We start from the raw sequence: 19,058 nt of genomic DNA on the forward strand, positions 1-19,058 counted from the left end.
AAAAATCCTTTTCTATCTGGCTTTCGCTTTCAGCGAAAAAATAAGAGTGTCACAAGAAGGAAGAGCGGAATCAAAACGCCACAGCTCCACAGCATGTAACCGAAAAAGCTCGGCATGCGCACTCCCCGTTCTTCGGCGATCGACTTGACCATCAGGTTTGGTGCATTTCCGATATACGTGTTGGCCCCCATGAATACGGCGCCAGCGCTGATGGCGGCGAGTGCAGGAGCCAAGGTGGTCATCAGCACCTGGGCATCTCCGCCCGCAGTATTAAAGAACACGAGGTAGGTCGGTGCATTGTCGAGAAAGGAAGAAAGGAGCCCAGTAATCCAGAAATACATCACTGGGTTGGGCGTGCCGTCATCATTGGTCACCACACGCACCACGGCGCCAAACGGGCCATTCGTCCCCGCTTGCAGCATGGCAATGACGGGAATAATGGTGAGAAAGATGCCCGCGAACAGTTTGGCGACCTCTTGCATGGGAGCCCAACTAAATTGGTTGTCCGCATACACCTTCGCCGGAGTGATATAGAGCGAAGCGACTATGACAACGATTAAACCGAGGTCCCGCACGATGCTCGGCAATCCCAAAGGCGTGCCAGCGACATCAAACACGATGTCGCTCTTCCATACCCCACTCATCAACACCAATCCCATGGTGGCAAAAAGAAACCAGAAATTCACAGCGCCATCAAAACCAAAAGCCGGTGAATCTGGCGTGGGATCGGCGCGCACCACCCCTTCCTTGGCGTAAAGCCAACGGTCAAGCACAAAAAATATTCCTAGCAGGCTCCCCACTAAAAACAGGGTTTCGCCCAGGATATGGCCCGCCGTCCAAAAAAAGCTCACGCCTTTCAGAAATCCCAGGAACAAGGGAGGATCGCCCAGTGGCGTCAGGGAGCCGCCAATATTGCTCACGATGAATATAAAAAATACCACCACGTGCACGCAGCTTTTGCGGTTGTCGTTGGCTCGAATCAGAGGGCGAATCAGCAGCATGGAGGCGCCCGTGGTGCCCATGATGCTGGCCAATACGGCCCCCACAGCCAATATTCCGGTATTAAGCAGCGGAGACCCATGCAAATTGCCCCGGATGTAAATACCCCCAGATGCAACAAACAAAGCCGTGAGCAGCAAGATAAAAGGAATGTATTCCCCGAGCAGTGCATGCACGACGCCCGCCATCGCAGGGGCAGAACCGAAAACCACCGTAAAGGGGATTAAAAAGGCCAAGGCCCACGCCGCAGTAATCTTGCCGAAATGGTGATGCCAAAGCCTGTGCGCCAGCAAGGGAAGCAGTGCAATCGACAACAAAAGGCCCGCAAACGGAACGCCCCATACCGGCGATAACGTAGCGCCATCCAACGTGGCCGCAGTGGCGGGCATGGCGGCCAAGCCGGCAAGCGCGCCGAAAATGAGAGTTCTACCGCCGCTCACTGGGGTACGTCGAGCTCGAATACTTGGCGCAAGTAGGTCAGATAGCCTTCGTCTTCCACCATGGTCTTACCCGGGGTGTCTGAAATCTTCGCGACCGGCTGACCATTGCACTTGACCATTTTCAACACAATCTGAAGCGCGTCCGGCCCTAAATCATTGGTGAGATTCGTGCCCACTCCAAAAGCCACCTGAATGCGGCCAGAAAAGCGTTCGAACAGCTCCTTGCAGCGCGGAATGCTCAAGCCGTCACTGAAGATAATCGTCTTGGTGCGCGGGTCGCAGCGATTGGCCTGGTAGTGTTCGATCATGCGTTCGCCCCAGTTGAACGGATCTCCAGAGTCATGCCGCGCGCCGTCGAACAGCTTGCAAAAGTACATATCGAAATCACGCAGGAAAGCGTTCATTCCATAAACGTCTGAGAGCGCAATACCCAGGTCGCCGCGGTACTCTTGAGCCCACTTCTCAAACGCGAACACCTGGCTGTCTCGCAGCCGAGGGCCAAGTGCCTGGCACGCCTGCAGATACTCATGCGCCATGGTTCCCATGGGACGAAGGCCAAGCTCTTTGGCGAACAGCACGTTACTGGTTCCGGTGAGCTGCCCCTGCGGGCTATCAGCGCCCAATTCGCTTTTCAGCGTTTGAACAACCTCTTTATGCCATGCCCGCGAAAAACGCCTGCGGGTGCCGTAATCCGCGATCTTCAAATCCTGAAGACCCGGCGTGCGCAACATGGCAATCTTGTCCGCCAGCCGGCGGCGGCCTTGCGCCCAATCCAGATTCGGCTGCGTATTACGGAAATAGACCTCACTCACGATCGCCAGCACGGGGATCTCAAACATGATCGTGTGCAGCCAGGGGCCTTTCACACGAATGTCGATTTCACCGTTAGCCTGCGGCGTGAGCGTGATGTATTTCTGGTTCAGCTTGAACAGCCCCAGAAAATCAACGAAATCGCTCTTTATGAAGCGCATGGAGCGCATGTAATCGAGCTCGTCCTCCGTGAACTGCAATTCGCATAATTGGCGAATCTCGTCTCGGATCTCTTCGATGTAGGGAGTCAACTGCACGTTCGGTGAACGGCATTTGAATTTGTACTCGACCTGCGCACCAGGAAACTGATGCAGCACGGCTTGCATCATGGTGAATTTATACAGGTCGGTATCAAGCAGGCTCTGGATGATGCCGGGCATGGGGTTTGTCTCTCTGTAGCCGGGTATCAGGCAGTGTAGCCGGAGCCAGCCGGGCCCATCGATCCCGGCTCAATTCCCGAGCGATGACCCCTCCGCAAAGCCCGTCGTGGGTGCAGAGAGGTGACGTCGGGATGGTACGCAGGGCGGGTTTTGCGGAGGGCCTTTACTCAAGCCAGTGCGTAAACGCCTGAACCGGATCGCGGGGCGTGCTGAACTCATTGACGAGCGCATCTTTGTCCGGGAAGCCGAGCGACATCCCACACACCAGCATTTCCTGCGGTCCCGCGCCAATATGTTCCAGCACAATGCTCGAATAAGTGTTCCAGGCGGCCTGCGCGCAGCTATGCAGACCACGTGCCCGGGCGGCCACCATGAGGTTTTGCATGAACATGCCGTAATCCATCAGGCTGCCCTGCCCCATCCCACGATCCAGCGTGAACATCAAGCCCACGGGGGCATCAAAGAACTTGAAATTACGCTGGTGCTGGGCGTGCATCTTGTCACTCTCGCCCTTGCCAATCCCTAGCAAGCCATAGAGGCTCAAGCCGTTCTGACGACGGCGAGCGCGGTAGGGATCAACCCAGCTCCGTGGGTAGTAGTCATAGTCTGGCCGAAACTTGGATTCAAGTTCGGGGTGCTCTCGCAAGGCATCATGGGCTGCACAGGTTTTCTCAACCAGGCCTGCCTTGGCTGCGCCCTGCAGCACATAGACCTTCCAAGGTTGGGCGTTGGAGCCTGAGGGCGCACGGCTAGCCAGGCGCAAAACTTCTTCGAGCATCTCGCGTGGCACCTGATCCGGCAGGAAAGCGCGAACGCAAAACCGGTTTTCAATCGCCGCGTCGACGCTGCTGGGATCGGGGATCAAAGCGTTTAATTGAGACATCAAATTTGTTCCAGAACGGCTCTCAGGGGTTTCGACAGCTTGCGCGAAGATCAGCCAAACTTGCCACATTCATCGTAGTCCATCCACCTGGAGGCGATGATGCGAAGCGCGCAACAACCGTCACGGTGCTCGGGCTGAACGCGAGCTCATGCATGCGTCCATTCTGCCAGCGCTCAGTAGTTGAAGCCAACTTCAACCATGTGGCTTCTGCGCCACCGCCGCACCCAGGCAAGCTCCGATCGACAAGGGCTTGCTACACCGAAGACCTTTCCCGCTGGTGTCCGCCTCGGGAACATGGGCCCGGGGGCGGCTCTGGCCCGATTCAGCGTCAATGATTGTCTTCAATGTTGAGGATCTTCCCCAACCCCAGGAAATAGTTAGCGAAAACCAGCACGGTGGCCGTTACAACGATGTAGACGACGGAGAGCGCCGCCAGTGTGGGGTCAGCGAACTCGCGCACATAGTTGTACATGGCCACGGGCAGCGTCTGCGTTTCCTGCGTCGTCACAAAGAGCGAAGCGGTAAATTCGCTAAAAGACATGATGGCCGCAAACAGCCAGCCGCCGAATAATCCTGGTGCAAGCAATGGAATCGTGATCGTGAACATAACCCTGAGCGGAGATGCGCCCAAACTAGCCGCAGCCTGCTCCAGGCGTTCGTCCAAGTTTTCCATTGACACATAGACGCTCCGGAGCACGAACGGCAGCACCAGCATGACGTGGCACAAAATGACGATCCCGTAACTGCGATGCATGGAAGCCTGGGACACCAGAATGAGCAGACCCAACCCCAGTGTGAAATGCGGTACGACCAAGGGCGAATGCAAGATGGCCAGAAGTGTCTTCTTTCCCTTGAACTCCAGCCGCTTGACTGCGATAGACAGGCCGGTGCCGATGACTAACGCCAGGAAAGATGACCATCCAGTGATGACCAGACTGGCACGGAATCCCTCCCGAAAGTCCGGGTAGCTGAAGGCTCGCACGAACCATTTCATCGAATAGGAATCGGGCGGAAAGGAGATGATCGCCTTCTCGTTGAAGGAGGCAAGCGTCACCACCACCACTGGCAACAACACGAATGCCATCAGAAGCGCGATCAACACGGGGCCGGCAATACGCAGTGGCAAGGGCAAGGAGCTGCGGATTTTCATAATTCAATGCCCTCCAACGGTTTGTAGGCGCTTGGTGACTAGTCCCAGAGCAAGTAACGCCGCTGCTGTCAGCAACAGACCCACCACGCTCAGGCTGGCAGCCAATGGGAAATTCATGGAGGAAAAGCCAAGCTGGTACACCAAGGTGGACACCGTTGGCACGCGGCCACCGCCGATCATCTGCGGCGTGGCAAATGCGCTGAAAGTCCATGCGAACGCGGTCGTGATGCTGGCCAGGATGCCGGGCATCGAAAGCGGCAAGGTGATCGTGACAAAGGTTCGGATGGGCCCCGCACCCAGGCTCTGGGCAGCCTTTTCGTAATCTCGATTGATGTGTGAGATCGCCGTGGCGAGCATCAGAACCACCACAGGGATTGTCACGTGCACCAAGGCCACCAGCACACCAAAGTGGGTGAACATCAGTTCAAGGGGCCACTCGATCAGGCCAAGCTTGCGCAAGGCACCGTTGATGAATCCGTTGCTGCCCAGCACCGCGATCCACGAATAGGTGCGAACAATTTCGCCCAGGAATAGTGGAGTGATCGAAACCACCAAAATGAAGGACTTGAGCCCACGGTTCTTCACCCGTACCAGCGCATAAGCCAAAGGATAGGCGACCAGCAGCGAGAAGATCGTAGTCTCCACGCTTAATAGCAAGGTGTTGGAGAAGGCATCAAGATAAATCGACTTACCTAAACCGCTGAAGTTCTCCAACGTGAGCCCACCCACGTCCAACGAGCCGGGCACGAATGCCCGGAAGCTGAATTGCATCACTGCGAGCAATGACACCGCAATGCACACCGCGACAAATATTGCCGGTGTGACCAACCAAGCCCGTGGATCGGAACGCATTCCTAAACCTTATTCCAGATGTTCAAGTGAAAGCGAAAGATTTGGCAGGTAAGGCCGTCCAAATCTTTCGCCGGGCGAGCATGAGGGATTCGCTCGCACCGTCTCAGTTCATGATGTTTTCAGTGAACCATTTGCGCCATTCGGCTGTCTTCTCTGCGCGCAGCTTGTTGTCGATCACGATGGTCTGTTTGGCCCATTGCTCTTTAGTAGTGAACACACCGGGAAGCTTGGCATCTTCAGCCGAAACTTTGGCGTTGTCCACGACCGGGCTGGCCTTTTTGGAGGCAACAATCTTCGACTGCACTTCTGGCGAGAGCGCGATGTTCATGAATTTATAGGCCAGATCAGCCTTGGTGGAGCCTTTCATGATGGCCATGGTGTCCACACCCAGTACGGCACCCTCCTTGGGCATGACCACCTTGACTGGCACCCCTTGGTTGACCATGTGATAAGCGTTCATCGAGAGGATGACCTCCACTGGCGTCTCGCCAGTGGCGATGAGTTGCTGCGCGTTGGCATCATTGGTATAGAACGCCTTGAAGTTAGGCTTGAGCGCTTTCAACTTTTGCTGACCTTTTTCCCATGACTTGGCATCGCCGCCTGACAGCATGGCTGACACGGCGATGATGTGGCTTGGATCAAAGTCTGGCGCACTAATCTTGCCCTTCAAAGCAGGGTTCCACAGATCGTTCCAGCTGTCGAACTTCACGCTGGGGGGAATCATGTCGGCGCGGTATCCAATGGTGTAGACATAGGCCCAGCTACCGATGTGGTACGGGCTAATCTTCGCGAGATCGACCAAGTTTCCGAAATTCGGGATCTTGCTGGTATCCAGAGTCTCAAACAGATTGCCGTCTGCATACAGCCAGCCGACGTGGGACGTTGTGAAGGTGATGTCGCTCTCCGGCTTGGAGGCAAGCTTGGCCTTGTTCAGACGATCGATGGTGCCGCCGGTGATGTATTTCACCGGCACTCCGGTCTGACGCGTGAACTCCTTGCCTATGTTCTCGTCGATCAGATCGCGAAAACTGCCGCCCCATGTACTCACCACCAGAGCGTCCTGGGCCCATGCCCCTGTGCCGCCCAGGGTTGCAGATAAAACGCACAGCGTCAAAAGCTTACGAATCATTGTGGATCCCTTGTCGAAAAATTGAACATATGACCGAGCGGAAAGAATCTCAGCGGCGTAGGCGAACAAGCATAAATCGCGCCTACATGCTTTGATTCGAATCACAGAACGGATGATGAGGAAAGAGCCCCACTCCGGCCAAGTCGCGTTTTACATATAGGTGCCTCAAATTTCCTGAGGGGCCGATCACCGGCTTCACCGACATCAGCGCAGTAGGAAATTCCTAAATGGTCAGCCGGAAAAAACAAATGGCGCCATTGGATACCTCAGACGAACATGTGCACTTCCGTCTTTTTAATCGTTCGCGCGAACAACCATGAAGCACACCCGCATCCGTACCTTCAACACAAAAGACACCTATCCGGAGCAAAAGCTCGACAACGACCTCTGTCAAGCGGTGGTTGCGCGCGGCAGCACGGTTTTCTTGCGTGGGCAGATCGGCCAAAACATTGACACCACCGAGAGCGTGTGCATAGGCGACGTCGCTGGGCAGGCTGAACAAGCCATGAGCAACATCGCCATGCTTCTCAAGGAAGCGGGTGGCGAACTCGAGCACATCTGCAAAATCACGATCTACATCGTCGATCCGCGCTATCGCGAGGCAGTCTATCGTGTGGTGGGAAGCTGGCTGAAGGGCGTTTTCCCGGTATCGACCGGCATTGTGGTGTCCGCCCTGGCCCGGCCTGAATGGTTGGTGGAGATCGATGCCACCGCCGTCATTCCCGATTAAGCCGTAGAACCATGACCTTCTCCATCATCGCGCGCTGCCCTGCTACCGGGCAGTTCGGAGCCGCCGTGGCCTCGTCTTCGCCAGCCGTCGCTGCTCGCTGCATCCGCGGGCGCAAGGGCGTAGGCGCCGCGGCGAGTCAAAACATCACGGACCCCGAGCTCGGTCCGTTCGCCCTGGATTTGATGGCCGAGGGCCTCACACCCGAGCAGGCGCTAGCGGAGCTGCGAAAACGCCCCTTCATCGACTACCGTCAACTGATGGCTATCGACGCACACAACCCTCCGGTGGTCTTCACCGGTGCCCAAGCCTTGGGCACTCTGGCCAGTGCTGTGGGCGAACATGCCGCATGCGCCGGTAACATGCTGCTTACGACAGATGTGCCCCGCGCGATGTTGTTGACATTCGAGCAAGCCGAGGGCTCCTTAGCCGAGCGTCTGATGCAAGCCATGCTAGCCGGCCAAGCCGCCGGTGGCGAAGAAGGCCCGGTGCATTCGGCTGGCTTATTGGTCTATGACGATCAGAATTGGCCTGTTGTGGATCTGCGGCTGGACTGGGTAGAACAAGATCCAGTGCAGGCGCTCCATGCCACCTGGAAAGTCTATGAGCCACAGTTAAAGGCCTACGTGACGCGGGCACTGGACCCTCGCGCAGCGCCAAGTTTTGGCGTTCCGGGAAATCTCTGATTTTTTGGACGGCGTCGGTACACTGAGCGGGTTAATCCGCCGCTCCGTTTTTTGATTGCCCGCCTATGCTCAACCGCATTTCCCTGCGTCAGATGGAATATTTTGTTGCCACGGCCAAACACGGCAGCATTGCCACGGCTTCGGCGCAGATTCACATTTCCTCCCCTTCGATTTCAGCGGCTATAGCCCACATCGAGGCTGAGCTGAGCGTGCAGCTGTTCGTGCGCCACCCATCCAAGGGCCTGGGTCTGACCGCCATAGGCACGCTGGTGCTGCAGCAGTGCGAGGATGTGCTGAGCCAATCGTCTCGCCTTTACGAGATTGCAGCAGACTCAAGCGATGCCATACAAGGCTCTTTGCGGGTGGGGTGCTTCCAATCTCTCACGGCCATGATCGCGCCAGAGGTAATTTTCGGGTTTTCCCGGGCATTCGACAAGGTTCAGCTTCAGATGATCGAGGGCGACCAGGAGGTCCTGATGACCAAGCTTCGCGCCCTGGAAATCGATTTGGCGATCACCTACGATCTGCATCAGGGAGACGACATCGAGTTCGAATGCTTGGCGAGTCTGCCCCCGCATGTACTTGTGGGAGAGGTGCACCCTATGGCCAAGGAGCGAGCGATCACCTTGGAGGAACTAGCGCCACAACCCTTTGTGCTGCTGGATATGCCCATGAGCCGGGACTACTTCACCTCGATCTTTGCCAAAGCTGGCGTGACACCGAATATCGTGGCGCGTTCGAGCTCAACGGAAGTCGTGCGCTCCATGGTGGCCAACGGTATCGGCTATACACTTTTCAACGTCAGGCCCAAGTCCAACGAAGCGCTGGACGGAAAACGCACAGTACGGGTTCGGCTTGCTGGCGAAAACCGCCCGATGCTCCTAGGCCTGTCCACGTACAAATCCGTGAAGCAGTCACGCCTTGCGCGAGTTTTCATGGATCGCTGCAGAGCCTATATTTCAGATCAGTACATCCCCGGGATGAGTGCTGCCAATTTCTTCGACCCCCATCTTTCAGATACCTGAGGAAAAAACGATGGAACAACCACAGTCCTCACGCAGCGTCTCTCTGCTGGAATCACTCGTTTCGTTTCCCTCGGTATCGCTGAAACCCAATATCGGGCTAATCGAGAAAGTCGAAGAGATCCTGGCGCAAGCCGGCATCGAATCCATTCGCGCGCCTGACCCCCAGGATCCGAGCCGAACCAACCTCTTTGCCACAGTCGGGCCGCAGGGAATTCCTGGTGTGATGCTTTCCGGTCATACGGATGTGGTTCCAGTAGAAGGCCAACCCTGGACTTCACCGCCATTCGAAGTCACACATAAGAATGGTCGGCTTTATGGGCGTGGCACGGCTGACATGAAAGGCTTCGTCGCCTGCGCCGTCACGGCCATGGTGGATGCCGCCAGCCGTCCACTCAAGCGCCCTCTGCAACTGGCGCTTTCTTTCGACGAAGAAATTGGCTGCGTCGGTGTGCGACATCTGTTGCGCCGGCTCGAGAGCACCCTGCCCGCCCCATACCTTTGCATCATCGGTGAGCCCACTCTGATGCGCATAGGAACCGGCCATAAAGGCAAGGCCGCCTACCGCGCCATCTGTTGCGGCGAGGCCGGGCATTCAGGCCTGGCACCCCGGTTTACCAATGCGATCCACATGGCAAGCGATTTGGTCGCATCGCTGCGAGATGTGCAACGCGAACTTTCCGAAAGCGGCCCGCGCGAGGAAGGTTACGGAGTCCCGTACTCCACGGTACACGTAGGCACCATCCATGGCGGGAAGGCCCTTAATATCGTGCCCTCTGAGTGCGAGCTGGGCTTCGAGATCCGCAACGTTTCTTTAGATCAACCAAAGCAGATATTGGCCAGGATTCTGGAACGCCTGGCTGAGCGCGTGAAGCAGGAGGCTATGAATCCTGAAGCGCCCCCCCCACACATCCAACTGGTCAACAGCTACCCCAGCCTGGACACCGCTCCGGACTCTCCAGCCGTCAGTCTGCTTGCCTCGTTACTGCCGCCAGGCACGCCATGCACCAAGGTAGATTACGGAAGCGAAGGCGGTTTGTTTAAGCAAAGCTGGAACCAGACCCCGGTGTTGGTCTGCGGGCCGGGCAGCATTGAGGTGGCACACAAGGCCGACGAATACGTGGAACTCTCGCAGATCGAGGCCTGCGACCGGATGCTGCAGGGTCTCGTCGATTATCTTTGCGCGTAAACAAGAGTTAGCGCAAGAAAATCCAACAGGAAAAGCTGCCAAGTCTTTGGAACTTGGCAGCTTGGTCAGCAGGCGAGCACCTTGATGAGCCCCTGCCCCGTGAAGCCTGAATTTTTCGTTCGCCCTGGACAGAGCCTAACCCCTTCGACCTCAACCAATCCGTTCGCGCTGAGCCTGTCGAAGCGTTGCGCAGAGCTTCGACAGGCTCAGCCCGAACGGATTTATTGCTTGACCGAAACCATGGAATCCCAGGGCGAACGGTCAATACATCACCGTACCCGGATCAATAAGATTTGGTGTAGGACATATAGCCGTTCTGGAGCACGATATGGTCAGCGACGTATTTCGCGTCATGCCACACGCCATAGATAAAAGAAGATGCTCGGTTGACCAGGTTCGGTAATCCCAGGAAATAGATTCCGCTTTCGGCGGAGATCCCACGTTTGTGGAAAGGCTCGCCTTTTTCGTTGAAGGCATTGACCTTCAGCCAGCTGTAGTCAAACTTAAAGCCTGTTGCCCAAAGAATGGTCGTAATTCCGGCAGCACCAAGGTCAAGGTTCAGGATCGGCTCGCTGAGGCAGTCTGGGTCGGGGAGCAACTCCCAAGCTTCAGGCTCGGGCGGAAACGGCAAACCGTTCTGTTCAATATAGGCGTCGGCCTCGCGCAGCACGTCGAAGTAGGCTTGGTCACCGTCGGCCACATTTTTTGCCAATCCTTCTTCAAACTCCATGACGCCGTCGCGGTAGGATTTTGTCAGGCCAACCAACGTAATGCCCGCGTGGGCCAGACGGCGAAAATCCACTGTCTTGCCGCCTTCATAGCCGCTGACTGCGAAGGCAACATGCTCTTTCTTGGGCCTGATCTTCACTTCATCCCACAATCCAAGCGCACCCAGCCACCAGCAGTAGTCGCGGCCACGATAAGAACGTGGTGGCCGGTAATGCTCGCCTACCGAAAGGAAAACCGTTTTACCGGCCTTGCGCAATTCCTCCGCGATCTGTGAGCCGGATGCTCCTGCCCCCACCACCAGCACAGCGCCCTCGGCCAATTGGCCCGGGTTTTTATAAGTCGAGGAATGCAGTTGCTGGAGGCCGCTGCTTTCAGGAACGATCTTTGGATAAGCCGGAGTCTGGAAAGGGCCGGTGGCTGTTACGACATTGGCCGCCTCAATCACGCCGGCTGACGTCGTCACCCTGAAGCCCGGCCTACCCGGAAGGCGTTCGACTTGCGTCACCTCCACCCCTGTCCGCACCGGCGCCTCAATCATCTTGGCGTAGTCCTCGAAATACTGGGCCACGCGTTCCTTGGGCGGAAAGGTCTCCGGCGAGATACCGCTGAATTTGAGTGCCGGAAAGCGATCGTGCCAGGCGGGCCCGTTGGCCACCAGGGAATCCCAGCGCTCCGAGCGCCAACGCTCCGCAATCCGATGGCGCTCCAGCACGATATGCGGCACGTCCATCTGCGAAAGGTGTTCACTCATCGCTATTCCGGCCTGGCCAGCACCAACCACGACGGTATTGATTTTTTCCACTGACATTTGCGTTTCCTAAAGATAATCTCGACCGGGTACGGTCCGTCATTGCCAAGCAAAACGGAGTGCCGATATACCCGTCATCGATGGCGACAAGTTTGGGCACGCCAACGAGGTTTGGAAATCTGGTTTTTCGAACTCAGCACTTAGGAAAAAACAAAGCGCTGTGATGGAGACATCGGTTTGGCGACTGCGCGCTTTCAACAAAATCTCGGGTCACCCCTGGTTTGCCTATGTCCACCGAGGCGTTTCATGGGTGCAGCCTGGCCGCGAGGAACTTGATCTGAGGTCGTCGCCAGCCAGAGAACAGGCGTCACTAACACCTGGCAATGGCTATTTCGTTTTTTCCGAGGGGTCGCATCAATTTCTGCAAAGATCAAACGACAGCCGTTTGCCGTATCGTCTCAGCCAAGAACAGACTCATGACCAGAGCGGCCCAGCGCGATGGAACGGATCTTCGCCTTGAGTCCATTGGCACCCAGCAAGCCCCTTATTGATCGCGTAAACATGAACGTATCCAACGAGCCTGCATCGCAGCAAAACCTGTCTAGTTCTGAGGTCGATGTCGCAGTCAGCCTGCAAGGCGTGGGCAAGAAATACCACGATCAGATCGTGTTGCACGAACTATCGTTGGATATCAGCCGGGGCGAGTTCCTCACTTTGCTGGGCCCCTCGGGCTGCGGCAAGACGACGCTTCTCAATCTGATCGCCGGTTTTGCGGAAGCTGACTCTGGTGAAATCTTCGTCGACGGCCAACCGATCACCAGCGAACCCCCGCATAAGCGGCAGATCGGCATTGTGTTTCAGAACTACGCGCTGTTCCCCCACATGACGGTGGAGCACAACATCGGCTATGGCCTGCGCATGCGCCGCATACCCAAGGAGGAAGTCGCGCGACGCGTGAAAGATGCCATGGCCATGGTCAAGCTCGACGGGCTGGGGCACCGCAAGCCGAGGGAGCTCTCCGGCGGCCAGCAACAACGAGTGGCCCTGGCGCGAGCACTCATCATTCAGCCCAAGGTATTACTGCTTGATGAGCCATTTTCTGCGTTGGACAAAAGCCTGCGCGGCTCCATGCAGGTCGAGATCAGAGAAATCCAGCGCAGGCTCGGCCTCACCACCGTGTTCGTTACCCATGATCAGGGCGAGGCACTGGCCATGTCCGACCGCATTGCGGTGATGTCCAGCGGGGTTATCCGCCAAATCGCTTCGCCAGCGGAGCTATATCAGAACCCAAGTGACCCCTTCGTGGCGTCCTTTCTGGGCGACGTCAATATCCTGCCAGCCCATTACCACGGCAAAGTTGCCACGGACATCCAACTGCGCCTGGGGTCTGGCCTGCTCAATGTGCCGCAGGACCGCCTGCCGCAGGACCGCCTGCCGCAGGACCGCCTGCCGCAGGAACGCCTCACGAAGGCGGCGCACGAAGGCCAGCGGCTGGACGTCTACGTGCGGCCCGAACACATCACTCTGGAGAACCTTCATTCCGGTTCAGTGCTGAGCGGCACCGTCATCAACCACGTCTTCCAGGGGGACCACATTAATACCTACGTCGATGTGGCCATTCCCCCGATGACGACCCGCCATATTGTCACCGTTCGCAGTGCAGGGCCGGGAGCCATGCAGCAATGGCCGATTGGTTCGGTCGCTGGACTCGCCCTCCCCAATGAAGGGGTCAGCATTTTTTCCCCACCGAAGTGAAGCAGAAAGAACTGACGTGAGCGAAAACTCCTCATCTCGCCCCTCCTCCATGCGTGCCATCATCGCGCGCGACCCCGGCAACGCGAGTGTACTGACGATGGCAGACCGCCCCGTGCCGGAGCCAGCAGCGGGTGAAGTCCTGCTACGTGTGCTGGCCGCCGGCATCAACCGCCCCGACATCATGCAGCGCCAGGGCATCTCAAAACCTGCTCCCGGCGTCACCGATGTGCTGGGACTGGAAGTGTGCGGCGAAGTAGTCGCCTGTGGCCCCGGCGTCGAAGAGTCGCTCCTCGGCCGGCGGCTCATGAGCCTTGTTCCCGGCGGCGGCTACGCGCCTTGGTGCGTGGCGGCGGTCGATCATTCATTTCTGGTGCCCGCGGGCCTCTCCGACATAGAGGCCGCCGCATTGCCAGAAGGGCTTTTTACCGTCTGGCACAACCTGTTCGAACTAGGTCGATTGCGCATGGGAGAGACCGTGCTGGTCCACGGCGCCGCTGGCGGCATTGGCACCTTGGCTATCCAGATGGCCCATGCAGCCGGCGCCACCGTGATCGCAACCGCTAGCGATGAGACCCGCTTTGCCGAACTGAACGCACTGGGAGCGGATGCCGCGATTTGCTGGCCCACCACCGACTTCGTACAAGCCTGCCTGGACTACACCGAAGGGCGAGGCGCCGACGTGGTCCTTGACGTGGTCGGTGGTGATTACGTCCGTCGCAACCTGCAAGCCATGGCTTTCGGCGGTCGCCACGTGAGCCTGTCGTTCATGCAAGGCTCCGCTGTGCAGGTTGAGCTACTCACGCTCATGCAGCGACAGCTCAGCCTGCATTCATCGACCATGCGCCCCCAGACCCGCCAAGAGAAAACCCGCATGGCCCAACGGATCGGCCATCATGTCATGCCGCTGATCAAGCGCGGACGGATTAAGCCACGAGTTCACCGCACGTTTTCGTTGGAAGACGCGGCCGCCTCGCATGAGATGCTGGAAAGCGGCAAGGTTTTCGGCAAACTGGTTTTAACCCCATGAAAATTCTCTTCGCCCCCACCTCGCCCTTCGTGCGCAAGGTCATGGTCTGCGCGCATCTGACCGGCCAGACGGATGAGATCGAGAAACTCGACAGCGCTGCGCACCCGGTTCGCCGCGACCCTAGAATTGCCGCCCACAACCCGCTGGCCAAGGTGCCCACACTGATTCTGGACAACGGCAATTCTCTCTACGACAGCCGGGTGATCTGCGAGTATTTGGCCGATCGCGCCGGCGCAAGCTACCTCTTTCCGGCTGCAGGCCCCGAGCGGTGGACCGCCTTGACCCGCCAGTCCTTGGGAGATGGAATGCTGGATGCGGCGTTGCTGGCCCGCTATGAGCGGACGGCACGCCCGCTCGAATTCCAATGGGACACCTGGCGAGACGCACTTTTGAACAAGGTCGAAGCCGGCCTGGATGCGATCGACGCCATGGCATCCGAGCTGGTTCTGGAAAAGCCAAGCATTGGCGAGATCACCATAGCTTGCGCATTGGGATATCTGGATTTTCGGTTCCCTGAATTCGACTGGCGCGCCCGGCACGATCAAGCGGCACGCTGGAACGACGCCTTTCAAACACTACCGGCCTTGCAGGCTACTCGCCCCTACGAAAGCTGAAACTCATGAGCGACCTCACCATATGGTTCCTGAACGGACCCAACGCCAACCTCTACGGCCTGGATGCCAACAAAACATATGGAACTGACAGCTTTCCTGTACTGCAGTCGCGCTGCGAACAAAAAGCGGCCTCACTGAACGCCGAGTTCCGGTTCCTTCAATCGAATTACGAAGGTCAGCTAATCGACTGGATTCAGGAAGCGCGCGGTGTGGCCGACGGCATCATCATCAATGCGGCGGGTTTGACTTACACCTCGATCCCTATCCTCGATGCCTTGATGTCTTTCCCAGGCAAGATCATCGAGGCCCATATGAGCAATATCTGGAAGCGCGAGCCTTTCCGCCATCACTCCTACATCTCCAAAGTAGCCGATGGCCTTATCGCCGGCCTGGGCGGCGATGGTTATGAACTGGCCATCCAGGCCATCGCCGACCTGGTACGCAAAAGCAGATAGGCTGGCTGATGACGACTCTGCAAAGCCCCCCCTTGGGCGCCTTGGCCTTCTACAGCGACTTCGACGATTTCGAAACCTGGAAGCGTGCTCTCCAGGCGCAACTGCCTGATCTGAAAATCGTGCATGCAAGCGCGATAGAAAACCCGAAAGAGATTTCCTATGCGCTGGTTTGGAAACCGCCGGCGCGCTTTTTCGATCGCATGGAGAACCTGAGGCTTATCGTGAATCTGGGCGCCGGAGTAGATTCATTGGTGAAGCGAGATGATTTACCAGCAGGTATTCCCATCACCCGGATTACAGACCCCCAGATGGCGCGGATGATGGCGGGCTACGTGTTGTTTTCAGTACTTCGGCATGCCCGGGACATTCCCTTCTTCGAGCAAGCTCAGCGGCTGGGGAAATGGGCGTACAAACACCCCCGCTCACCCGATGAGATCACGGTCAGCGTGCTGGGGTTGGGTCAGTTGGGCTCCAAGGCCGCTTACGAGTTGCAGCGCCAAGGTTTCAGGGTGCTGGGCTGGTCGCGCAGCCCGGCGCAGATAGAAAACGTGGAGTGCCATGCCGGCATGCAAGCGCTGGATAGCGTCATCGGGCAAGCCGACATTCTCGTCCTCATGCTGCCACACACGCCGCAAACTGCCAATCTGCTCAATCGGGAACGCTTGGAAAAAATGCGGCCTGGTGCTTCCTTCGTCAATGTGGCCCGTGGAAGCCTGGTCGATCAGGCAGCCTTGGTCGATTTGCTCAAAAGCGGCCATATTGGCGGCGCGACGCTGGATGTTTTTGAGCGAGAACCACTGCCGGCGGAAGATCCGTTATGGGGCATGCCGAACGTGCTGATTACCCCGCATCTGGCTTCAGTAGCCATTCCCTCATCTTCCGCCACGCAGATTGCGGCCAATATCCGGTCCGTTTCGGCAGGCAAGCCGCCAGACAACCTCATCGACCCCTCGCGGGGGTACTAGGGAGTACTAGGGGGTACTAGAGCGTGTGACGATCCATCCGGGCTCGCGCATGGATCGTCAATGAAGGCATTCAACCGGGAGAGCGGAGCTGCTCTAAAACTGCTTTAAGCTCTTGAGGAAGCGGCACAGGCCGGCGTGTTTCGCGATCTACATAGACATGCACGAAATGACCTTTGGCTGCGGTCATTTCAGCGCCTTGAGCGAACAACCCAACTTCGTAGCGCACACTGGAAGAACCAATGTGCCCCACGCGAATGCCTGCCTCCACCGTCTGCGGGAATGACAGCGGTGCGAAGTACTGACATTGTGTTTCGATCACGAAGCCTATGGTGCTCCCGTTTTCAGTGTCCAGCACACCCTGCTCAATAAGGTGCGCGTTGACCGCAGTATCGAACCAGCTGTAGTAAATGACGTTATTGACGTGGCCATACTGATCGTTGTCCATCCACCTGGTGGTGATGGGGCGAAACGCGCGGTATGTCTCACGCAACTCAGGTTGAGGGCGGGCTGATGCATTCATCTTTCCATTTTGCCAGCGCGAGGCTGGGGCGGACTCGCGCATGCCGCAGCGTTCGCTTCCGGATTGGGTGAAAGACCCTGTTTTAGAAAGGCCCATCTAAAAATGCTGCAGCGCACCAAATACGCTTGCAATCTTTCCTCACTCGCCTAGAATTCATCCACATGCTGCACTGCAACATAAGAAGTAGTTCAGAGCGGCAAACCAAGTCCTTTTTTATTTAAAACCTGGAGATTGATATGCTGACACCTGAACAACTCGTCGCTTCGCAAAAAGCCAACCTGGAAACTCTGCACGGCTTGACCACCAAGGCCTTCGAAGGCGTTGAGAAACTGGTCGAACTGAACCTGACTGCTGCTAAAGCTGCTCTGTCTGAGTCCGCCAACCACACGCAAGCTCTGCTGAACGTGAAAGATGCTCAAGAACTGCTGGCTATGCAAGCCAACCTGTTCCAGCCTCTGGCCGAAAAAGCAGCTGCTTACAGCCGTCATCTGTATGACATCGCTTCGGGCACCAGCGCTGAATTCAGCAAAGCCTTCGAAGGCAAAGTTGCTGAAAGCCAAGCTCAGTTCGCTAGCCTGGTTGAAAACGCTTCCAAAAATGCACCTGCTGGTTCCGAAACCGCCGTTGCAGTGATGAAAAGCGCTGTAGCTGCTGCCAGCAACGCGTTTGAATCCGTGCAAAAAGCTGTTAAACAAGCTTCCGACGTCGCTGAAGCCAACTTCAACGCCGTGGCATCCAGCGCCACCAACGCTGCCAAGAGCGCCACTGCTGCTGCCAAGAAAGCTCGTTAATTCAAACCTGGGCTTTGCAGCCTCTTGGTAGATTTTTTACCAAGAGCGCGAAACCCAAGTATTGAATTGAGTTTTGGTGAGTTTCCCTGCTTCGGCAAGGAAGCTCCCAGTGGAAAGGGATTGCAGTCCTGCCATTCTTTTCCACTGGTGCCAAATGCAAGGCCCCTAAAGCTTGTCTCCTCGGATTCTTTCGTAACCTCAGGGTTCAGGAATCCCTTAAAGGGTTGATCGTAAGGTCAGCCCTTTTTTTTGCGGAAATCAAAACTTGCACAGGATTTCAGGTGGGCATACTCATGGCAAATACCTGACAACGCTTGCAAAGATGGTTGATGTCTTCGAAAGGACCGTGAAAATGAAGCTCTTGCTCGTAGGCGCCACCGGGCTAGTGGGCAGCCATGCACTGCGCTTGGCTTTGGACGATTCGCGCATCACGCAGGTGACGAGCCCTGTGCGCCGGGCGCTACCCCTGGCCCACCACAAGCTGCGTGCGCCCATCGTGGACTACGAAGCGCTGCCAACGGATGCAGATTGGTGGCAGGTTGATGCAGTGATCTGCGCCCTGGGCACCACCATGAAAGTGGCCGGATCGGAGGCGGCCTTTCACCGTGTAGATCATGACTATCCCCTGGCGGTCGCGCGGCTGGCGCACCATCATGGTACCCCCACCTATGTGCTCAATTCAGCCACCGGGGCTGACGCAAATTCGCGCTTTTTCTACAACAAGGTCAAAGGTGAGCTGGAACGCGACCTGGCTGAAGTGGGGTTTTCTTCACTGGCTTACGCCCGAGCAGGCTTGATAGGCGGGGCGCGCACCGAGTCCCGCCCCATGGAACGGGTCGCCATTTCGGTACTTGGTGCGCTTGGGCCAGTGCTACCTCGGCGCCTGCGGGTGTGTCCACCCCAAAATATTGCTCGTGTCATGATCGAATCGGCCATTCAAGCGCGTCCCGGTGTACACATCATTCCGTCCACCGCCATGACGCAATGATGTCAAACGAAGAACCCGAGCCCAAGTCCCTCCTATCGCACCAGCGCCGCTACCTAAGAAGGTGTTCATGATTTTTTTCAGGCCACGAGAAGATCGTGAACACGTATTAAGTCACAAAGATCCCTATTCGCAGGACGAAACAAGGCGCCTCGCCCTCGCTACAAACGGATTTTCAGGTCCCGATCGCCGGTATCATTAC

19 protein-coding genes are annotated in these 19,058 nt (G+C 57.0%); 11 read left to right on the top strand and 8 right to left on the bottom strand.

What is annotated here, in order from left to right; all coding sequences use genetic code 11:
- Positions 1 to 29: 29 nt before the first annotated feature.
- The 6 genes from G518_RS0108710 to G518_RS0108735 form a co-directional block, all read right to left on the bottom strand.
- Complete coding sequence (locus G518_RS0108710; protein WP_084651629.1) at positions 30 to 1,388, bottom strand: sodium:proton antiporter; 1,359 nt, start codon at positions 1,386 to 1,388, stop codon at positions 30 to 32.
- Between the two features lie 47 nt (positions 1,389 to 1,435).
- On the bottom strand, positions 1,436 to 2,629 hold the full coding sequence (pncB, locus tag G518_RS0108715; RefSeq protein WP_028602208.1) for a nicotinate phosphoribosyltransferase: 1,194 nt from the start codon (positions 2,627 to 2,629) through the stop codon (positions 1,436 to 1,438).
- Between the two features lie 163 nt (positions 2,630 to 2,792).
- Complete coding sequence (locus tag G518_RS0108720; RefSeq protein WP_028602209.1) at positions 2,793 to 3,512, bottom strand: nitroreductase; 720 nt, start codon at positions 3,510 to 3,512, stop codon at positions 2,793 to 2,795.
- A gap of 328 nt (positions 3,513 to 3,840) precedes the next feature.
- On the bottom strand, positions 3,841 to 4,662 hold the full coding sequence (locus G518_RS0108725; protein WP_028602210.1) for an ABC transporter permease: 822 nt from the start codon (positions 4,660 to 4,662) through the stop codon (positions 3,841 to 3,843).
- Positions 4,663 to 4,665: 3 nt separating this feature from the next.
- On the bottom strand, positions 4,666 to 5,514 hold the full coding sequence (locus tag G518_RS0108730) for an ABC transporter permease (protein WP_028602211.1): 849 nt from the start codon (positions 5,512 to 5,514) through the stop codon (positions 4,666 to 4,668).
- A 103-nt stretch (positions 5,515 to 5,617) separates the two neighbouring features.
- Positions 5,618 to 6,643 carry an ABC transporter substrate-binding protein gene (locus G518_RS0108735; RefSeq protein ID WP_028602212.1) on the bottom strand — a complete coding sequence of 342 codons (1,026 nt, stop codon included), beginning with the start codon at positions 6,641 to 6,643 and terminating at the stop codon, positions 5,618 to 5,620.
- Positions 6,644 to 6,959: 316 nt separating this feature from the next.
- Here G518_RS0108735 and G518_RS0108740 point away from each other — a divergent pair, with 316 nt between their 5' ends.
- The 4 genes from G518_RS0108740 to argE all read left to right on the top strand — a co-directional run bounded on the left by G518_RS0108740 (position 6,960) and on the right by argE (position 10,267).
- Positions 6,960 to 7,373 carry a RidA family protein gene (locus G518_RS0108740; protein ID WP_028602213.1) on the top strand — a complete coding sequence of 138 codons (414 nt, stop codon included), beginning with the start codon at positions 6,960 to 6,962 and terminating at the stop codon, positions 7,371 to 7,373.
- Between the two features lie 11 nt (positions 7,374 to 7,384).
- Positions 7,385 to 8,056 (top strand): DUF1028 domain-containing protein, encoded by a 672-nt coding sequence (locus G518_RS0108745; protein WP_028602214.1) that lies wholly within the window; start codon positions 7,385 to 7,387, stop codon positions 8,054 to 8,056.
- 65 nt (positions 8,057 to 8,121) lie between these two features.
- Positions 8,122 to 9,081 (top strand): LysR family transcriptional regulator, encoded by a 960-nt coding sequence (locus tag G518_RS0108750; protein ID WP_028602215.1) that lies wholly within the window; start codon positions 8,122 to 8,124, stop codon positions 9,079 to 9,081.
- A gap of 10 nt (positions 9,082 to 9,091) precedes the next feature.
- The gene (gene argE, locus G518_RS0108755; RefSeq protein ID WP_028602216.1) at positions 9,092 to 10,267 is read left to right on the top strand and encodes an acetylornithine deacetylase; all 1,176 of its coding nucleotides are present in this window, start codon (positions 9,092 to 9,094) and stop codon (positions 10,265 to 10,267) included.
- A gap of 283 nt (positions 10,268 to 10,550) precedes the next feature.
- Here argE and G518_RS0108760 read toward each other — a convergent pair whose 3' ends face one another.
- On the bottom strand, positions 10,551 to 11,804 hold the full coding sequence (locus G518_RS0108760; protein ID WP_028602217.1) for a flavin-containing monooxygenase: 1,254 nt from the start codon (positions 11,802 to 11,804) through the stop codon (positions 10,551 to 10,553).
- A 501-nt stretch (positions 11,805 to 12,305) separates the two neighbouring features.
- Here G518_RS0108760 and G518_RS0108765 point away from each other — a divergent pair.
- Genes G518_RS0108765 through G518_RS0108785 form a run of 5 tightly spaced genes read left to right on the top strand, consistent with a single transcriptional unit; the run spans position 12,306 to position 16,560 of the window.
- Positions 12,306 to 13,499 (top strand): ABC transporter ATP-binding protein, encoded by a 1,194-nt coding sequence (locus G518_RS0108765; protein WP_028602218.1) that lies wholly within the window; start codon positions 12,306 to 12,308, stop codon positions 13,497 to 13,499.
- A 16-nt stretch (positions 13,500 to 13,515) separates the two neighbouring features.
- Entirely contained in the window at positions 13,516 to 14,526 is a 1,011-nt protein-coding gene (locus tag G518_RS0108770; protein WP_245597930.1) for an NAD(P)H-quinone oxidoreductase, read from the top strand.
- Positions 14,523 to 15,140 (top strand): glutathione S-transferase, encoded by a 618-nt coding sequence (locus tag G518_RS0108775; RefSeq protein WP_028602220.1) that lies wholly within the window; start codon positions 14,523 to 14,525, stop codon positions 15,138 to 15,140. The genes G518_RS0108770 and G518_RS0108775 overlap by 4 nt, the downstream gene beginning before the upstream one ends.
- A gap of 5 nt (positions 15,141 to 15,145) precedes the next feature.
- On the top strand, positions 15,146 to 15,595 hold the full coding sequence (locus tag G518_RS0108780) for a type II 3-dehydroquinate dehydratase (RefSeq protein ID WP_028602221.1): 450 nt from the start codon (positions 15,146 to 15,148) through the stop codon (positions 15,593 to 15,595).
- A gap of 8 nt (positions 15,596 to 15,603) precedes the next feature.
- Complete coding sequence (locus G518_RS0108785) at positions 15,604 to 16,560, top strand: 2-hydroxyacid dehydrogenase (protein ID WP_028602222.1); 957 nt, start codon at positions 15,604 to 15,606, stop codon at positions 16,558 to 16,560.
- A gap of 70 nt (positions 16,561 to 16,630) precedes the next feature.
- On the opposite strand, the gene G518_RS0108790 is transcribed toward G518_RS0108785, so the two are convergent.
- Positions 16,631 to 17,080 carry an acyl-CoA thioesterase gene (locus G518_RS0108790; protein WP_036594137.1) on the bottom strand — a complete coding sequence of 150 codons (450 nt, stop codon included), beginning with the start codon at positions 17,078 to 17,080 and terminating at the stop codon, positions 16,631 to 16,633.
- A gap of 236 nt (positions 17,081 to 17,316) precedes the next feature.
- On the opposite strand from G518_RS0108790, the gene G518_RS0108795 reads away from it, so the two are divergent.
- Complete coding sequence (locus G518_RS0108795) at positions 17,317 to 17,871, top strand: phasin family protein (protein ID WP_028602224.1); 555 nt, start codon at positions 17,317 to 17,319, stop codon at positions 17,869 to 17,871.
- 352 nt (positions 17,872 to 18,223) lie between these two features.
- Positions 18,224 to 18,859 carry a Rossmann-fold NAD(P)-binding domain-containing protein gene (locus G518_RS0108800; RefSeq protein ID WP_028602225.1) on the top strand — a complete coding sequence of 212 codons (636 nt, stop codon included), beginning with the start codon at positions 18,224 to 18,226 and terminating at the stop codon, positions 18,857 to 18,859.
- Positions 18,860 to 19,058 lie beyond the last annotated feature (199 nt).

Origin of the sequence: Ottowia thiooxydans DSM 14619 (genome assembly GCF_000422885.1) — a bacterium.
In the GTDB taxonomy this organism is placed as follows: domain Bacteria; phylum Pseudomonadota; class Gammaproteobacteria; order Burkholderiales; family Burkholderiaceae_C; genus Ottowia; species Ottowia thiooxydans.

What these genes read in the sequence shown, in the direction of transcription:
- G518_RS0108710 (WP_084651629.1), bottom strand. Translation starts at nt 1,388, where the DNA reads ATGCCCGCCACTGCGGCCACGTTGGATGGCGCTACGTTATCGCCGGTA.
- pncB (WP_028602208.1), bottom strand. Translation starts at nt 2,629, where the DNA reads ATGCCCGGCATCATCCAGAGCCTGCTTGATACCGACCTGTATAAATTC.
- G518_RS0108720 (WP_028602209.1), bottom strand. Translation starts at nt 3,512, where the DNA reads ATGTCTCAATTAAACGCTTTGATCCCCGATCCCAGCAGCGTCGACGCG.
- G518_RS0108725 (WP_028602210.1), bottom strand. Translation starts at nt 4,662, where the DNA reads ATGAAAATCCGCAGCTCCTTGCCCTTGCCACTGCGTATTGCCGGCCCC.
- G518_RS0108730 (WP_028602211.1), bottom strand. Translation starts at nt 5,514, where the DNA reads ATGCGTTCCGATCCACGGGCTTGGTTGGTCACACCGGCAATATTTGTC.
- G518_RS0108735 (WP_028602212.1), bottom strand. Translation starts at nt 6,643, where the DNA reads ATGATTCGTAAGCTTTTGACGCTGTGCGTTTTATCTGCAACCCTGGGC.
- G518_RS0108740 (WP_028602213.1), top strand. Translation starts at nt 6,960, where the DNA reads ATGAAGCACACCCGCATCCGTACCTTCAACACAAAAGACACCTATCCG.
- G518_RS0108745 (WP_028602214.1), top strand. Translation starts at nt 7,385, where the DNA reads ATGACCTTCTCCATCATCGCGCGCTGCCCTGCTACCGGGCAGTTCGGA.
- G518_RS0108750 (WP_028602215.1), top strand. Translation starts at nt 8,122, where the DNA reads ATGCTCAACCGCATTTCCCTGCGTCAGATGGAATATTTTGTTGCCACG.
- argE (WP_028602216.1), top strand. Translation starts at nt 9,092, where the DNA reads ATGGAACAACCACAGTCCTCACGCAGCGTCTCTCTGCTGGAATCACTC.
- G518_RS0108760 (WP_028602217.1), bottom strand. Translation starts at nt 11,804, where the DNA reads ATGTCAGTGGAAAAAATCAATACCGTCGTGGTTGGTGCTGGCCAGGCC.
- G518_RS0108765 (WP_028602218.1), top strand. Translation starts at nt 12,306, where the DNA reads ATGAACGTATCCAACGAGCCTGCATCGCAGCAAAACCTGTCTAGTTCT.
- G518_RS0108775 (WP_028602220.1), top strand. Translation starts at nt 14,523, where the DNA reads ATGAAAATTCTCTTCGCCCCCACCTCGCCCTTCGTGCGCAAGGTCATG.
- G518_RS0108780 (WP_028602221.1), top strand. Translation starts at nt 15,146, where the DNA reads ATGAGCGACCTCACCATATGGTTCCTGAACGGACCCAACGCCAACCTC.
- G518_RS0108785 (WP_028602222.1), top strand. Translation starts at nt 15,604, where the DNA reads ATGACGACTCTGCAAAGCCCCCCCTTGGGCGCCTTGGCCTTCTACAGC.
- G518_RS0108790 (WP_036594137.1), bottom strand. Translation starts at nt 17,080, where the DNA reads ATGAATGCATCAGCCCGCCCTCAACCTGAGTTGCGTGAGACATACCGC.
- G518_RS0108795 (WP_028602224.1), top strand. Translation starts at nt 17,317, where the DNA reads ATGCTGACACCTGAACAACTCGTCGCTTCGCAAAAAGCCAACCTGGAA.
- G518_RS0108800 (WP_028602225.1), top strand. Translation starts at nt 18,224, where the DNA reads ATGAAGCTCTTGCTCGTAGGCGCCACCGGGCTAGTGGGCAGCCATGCA.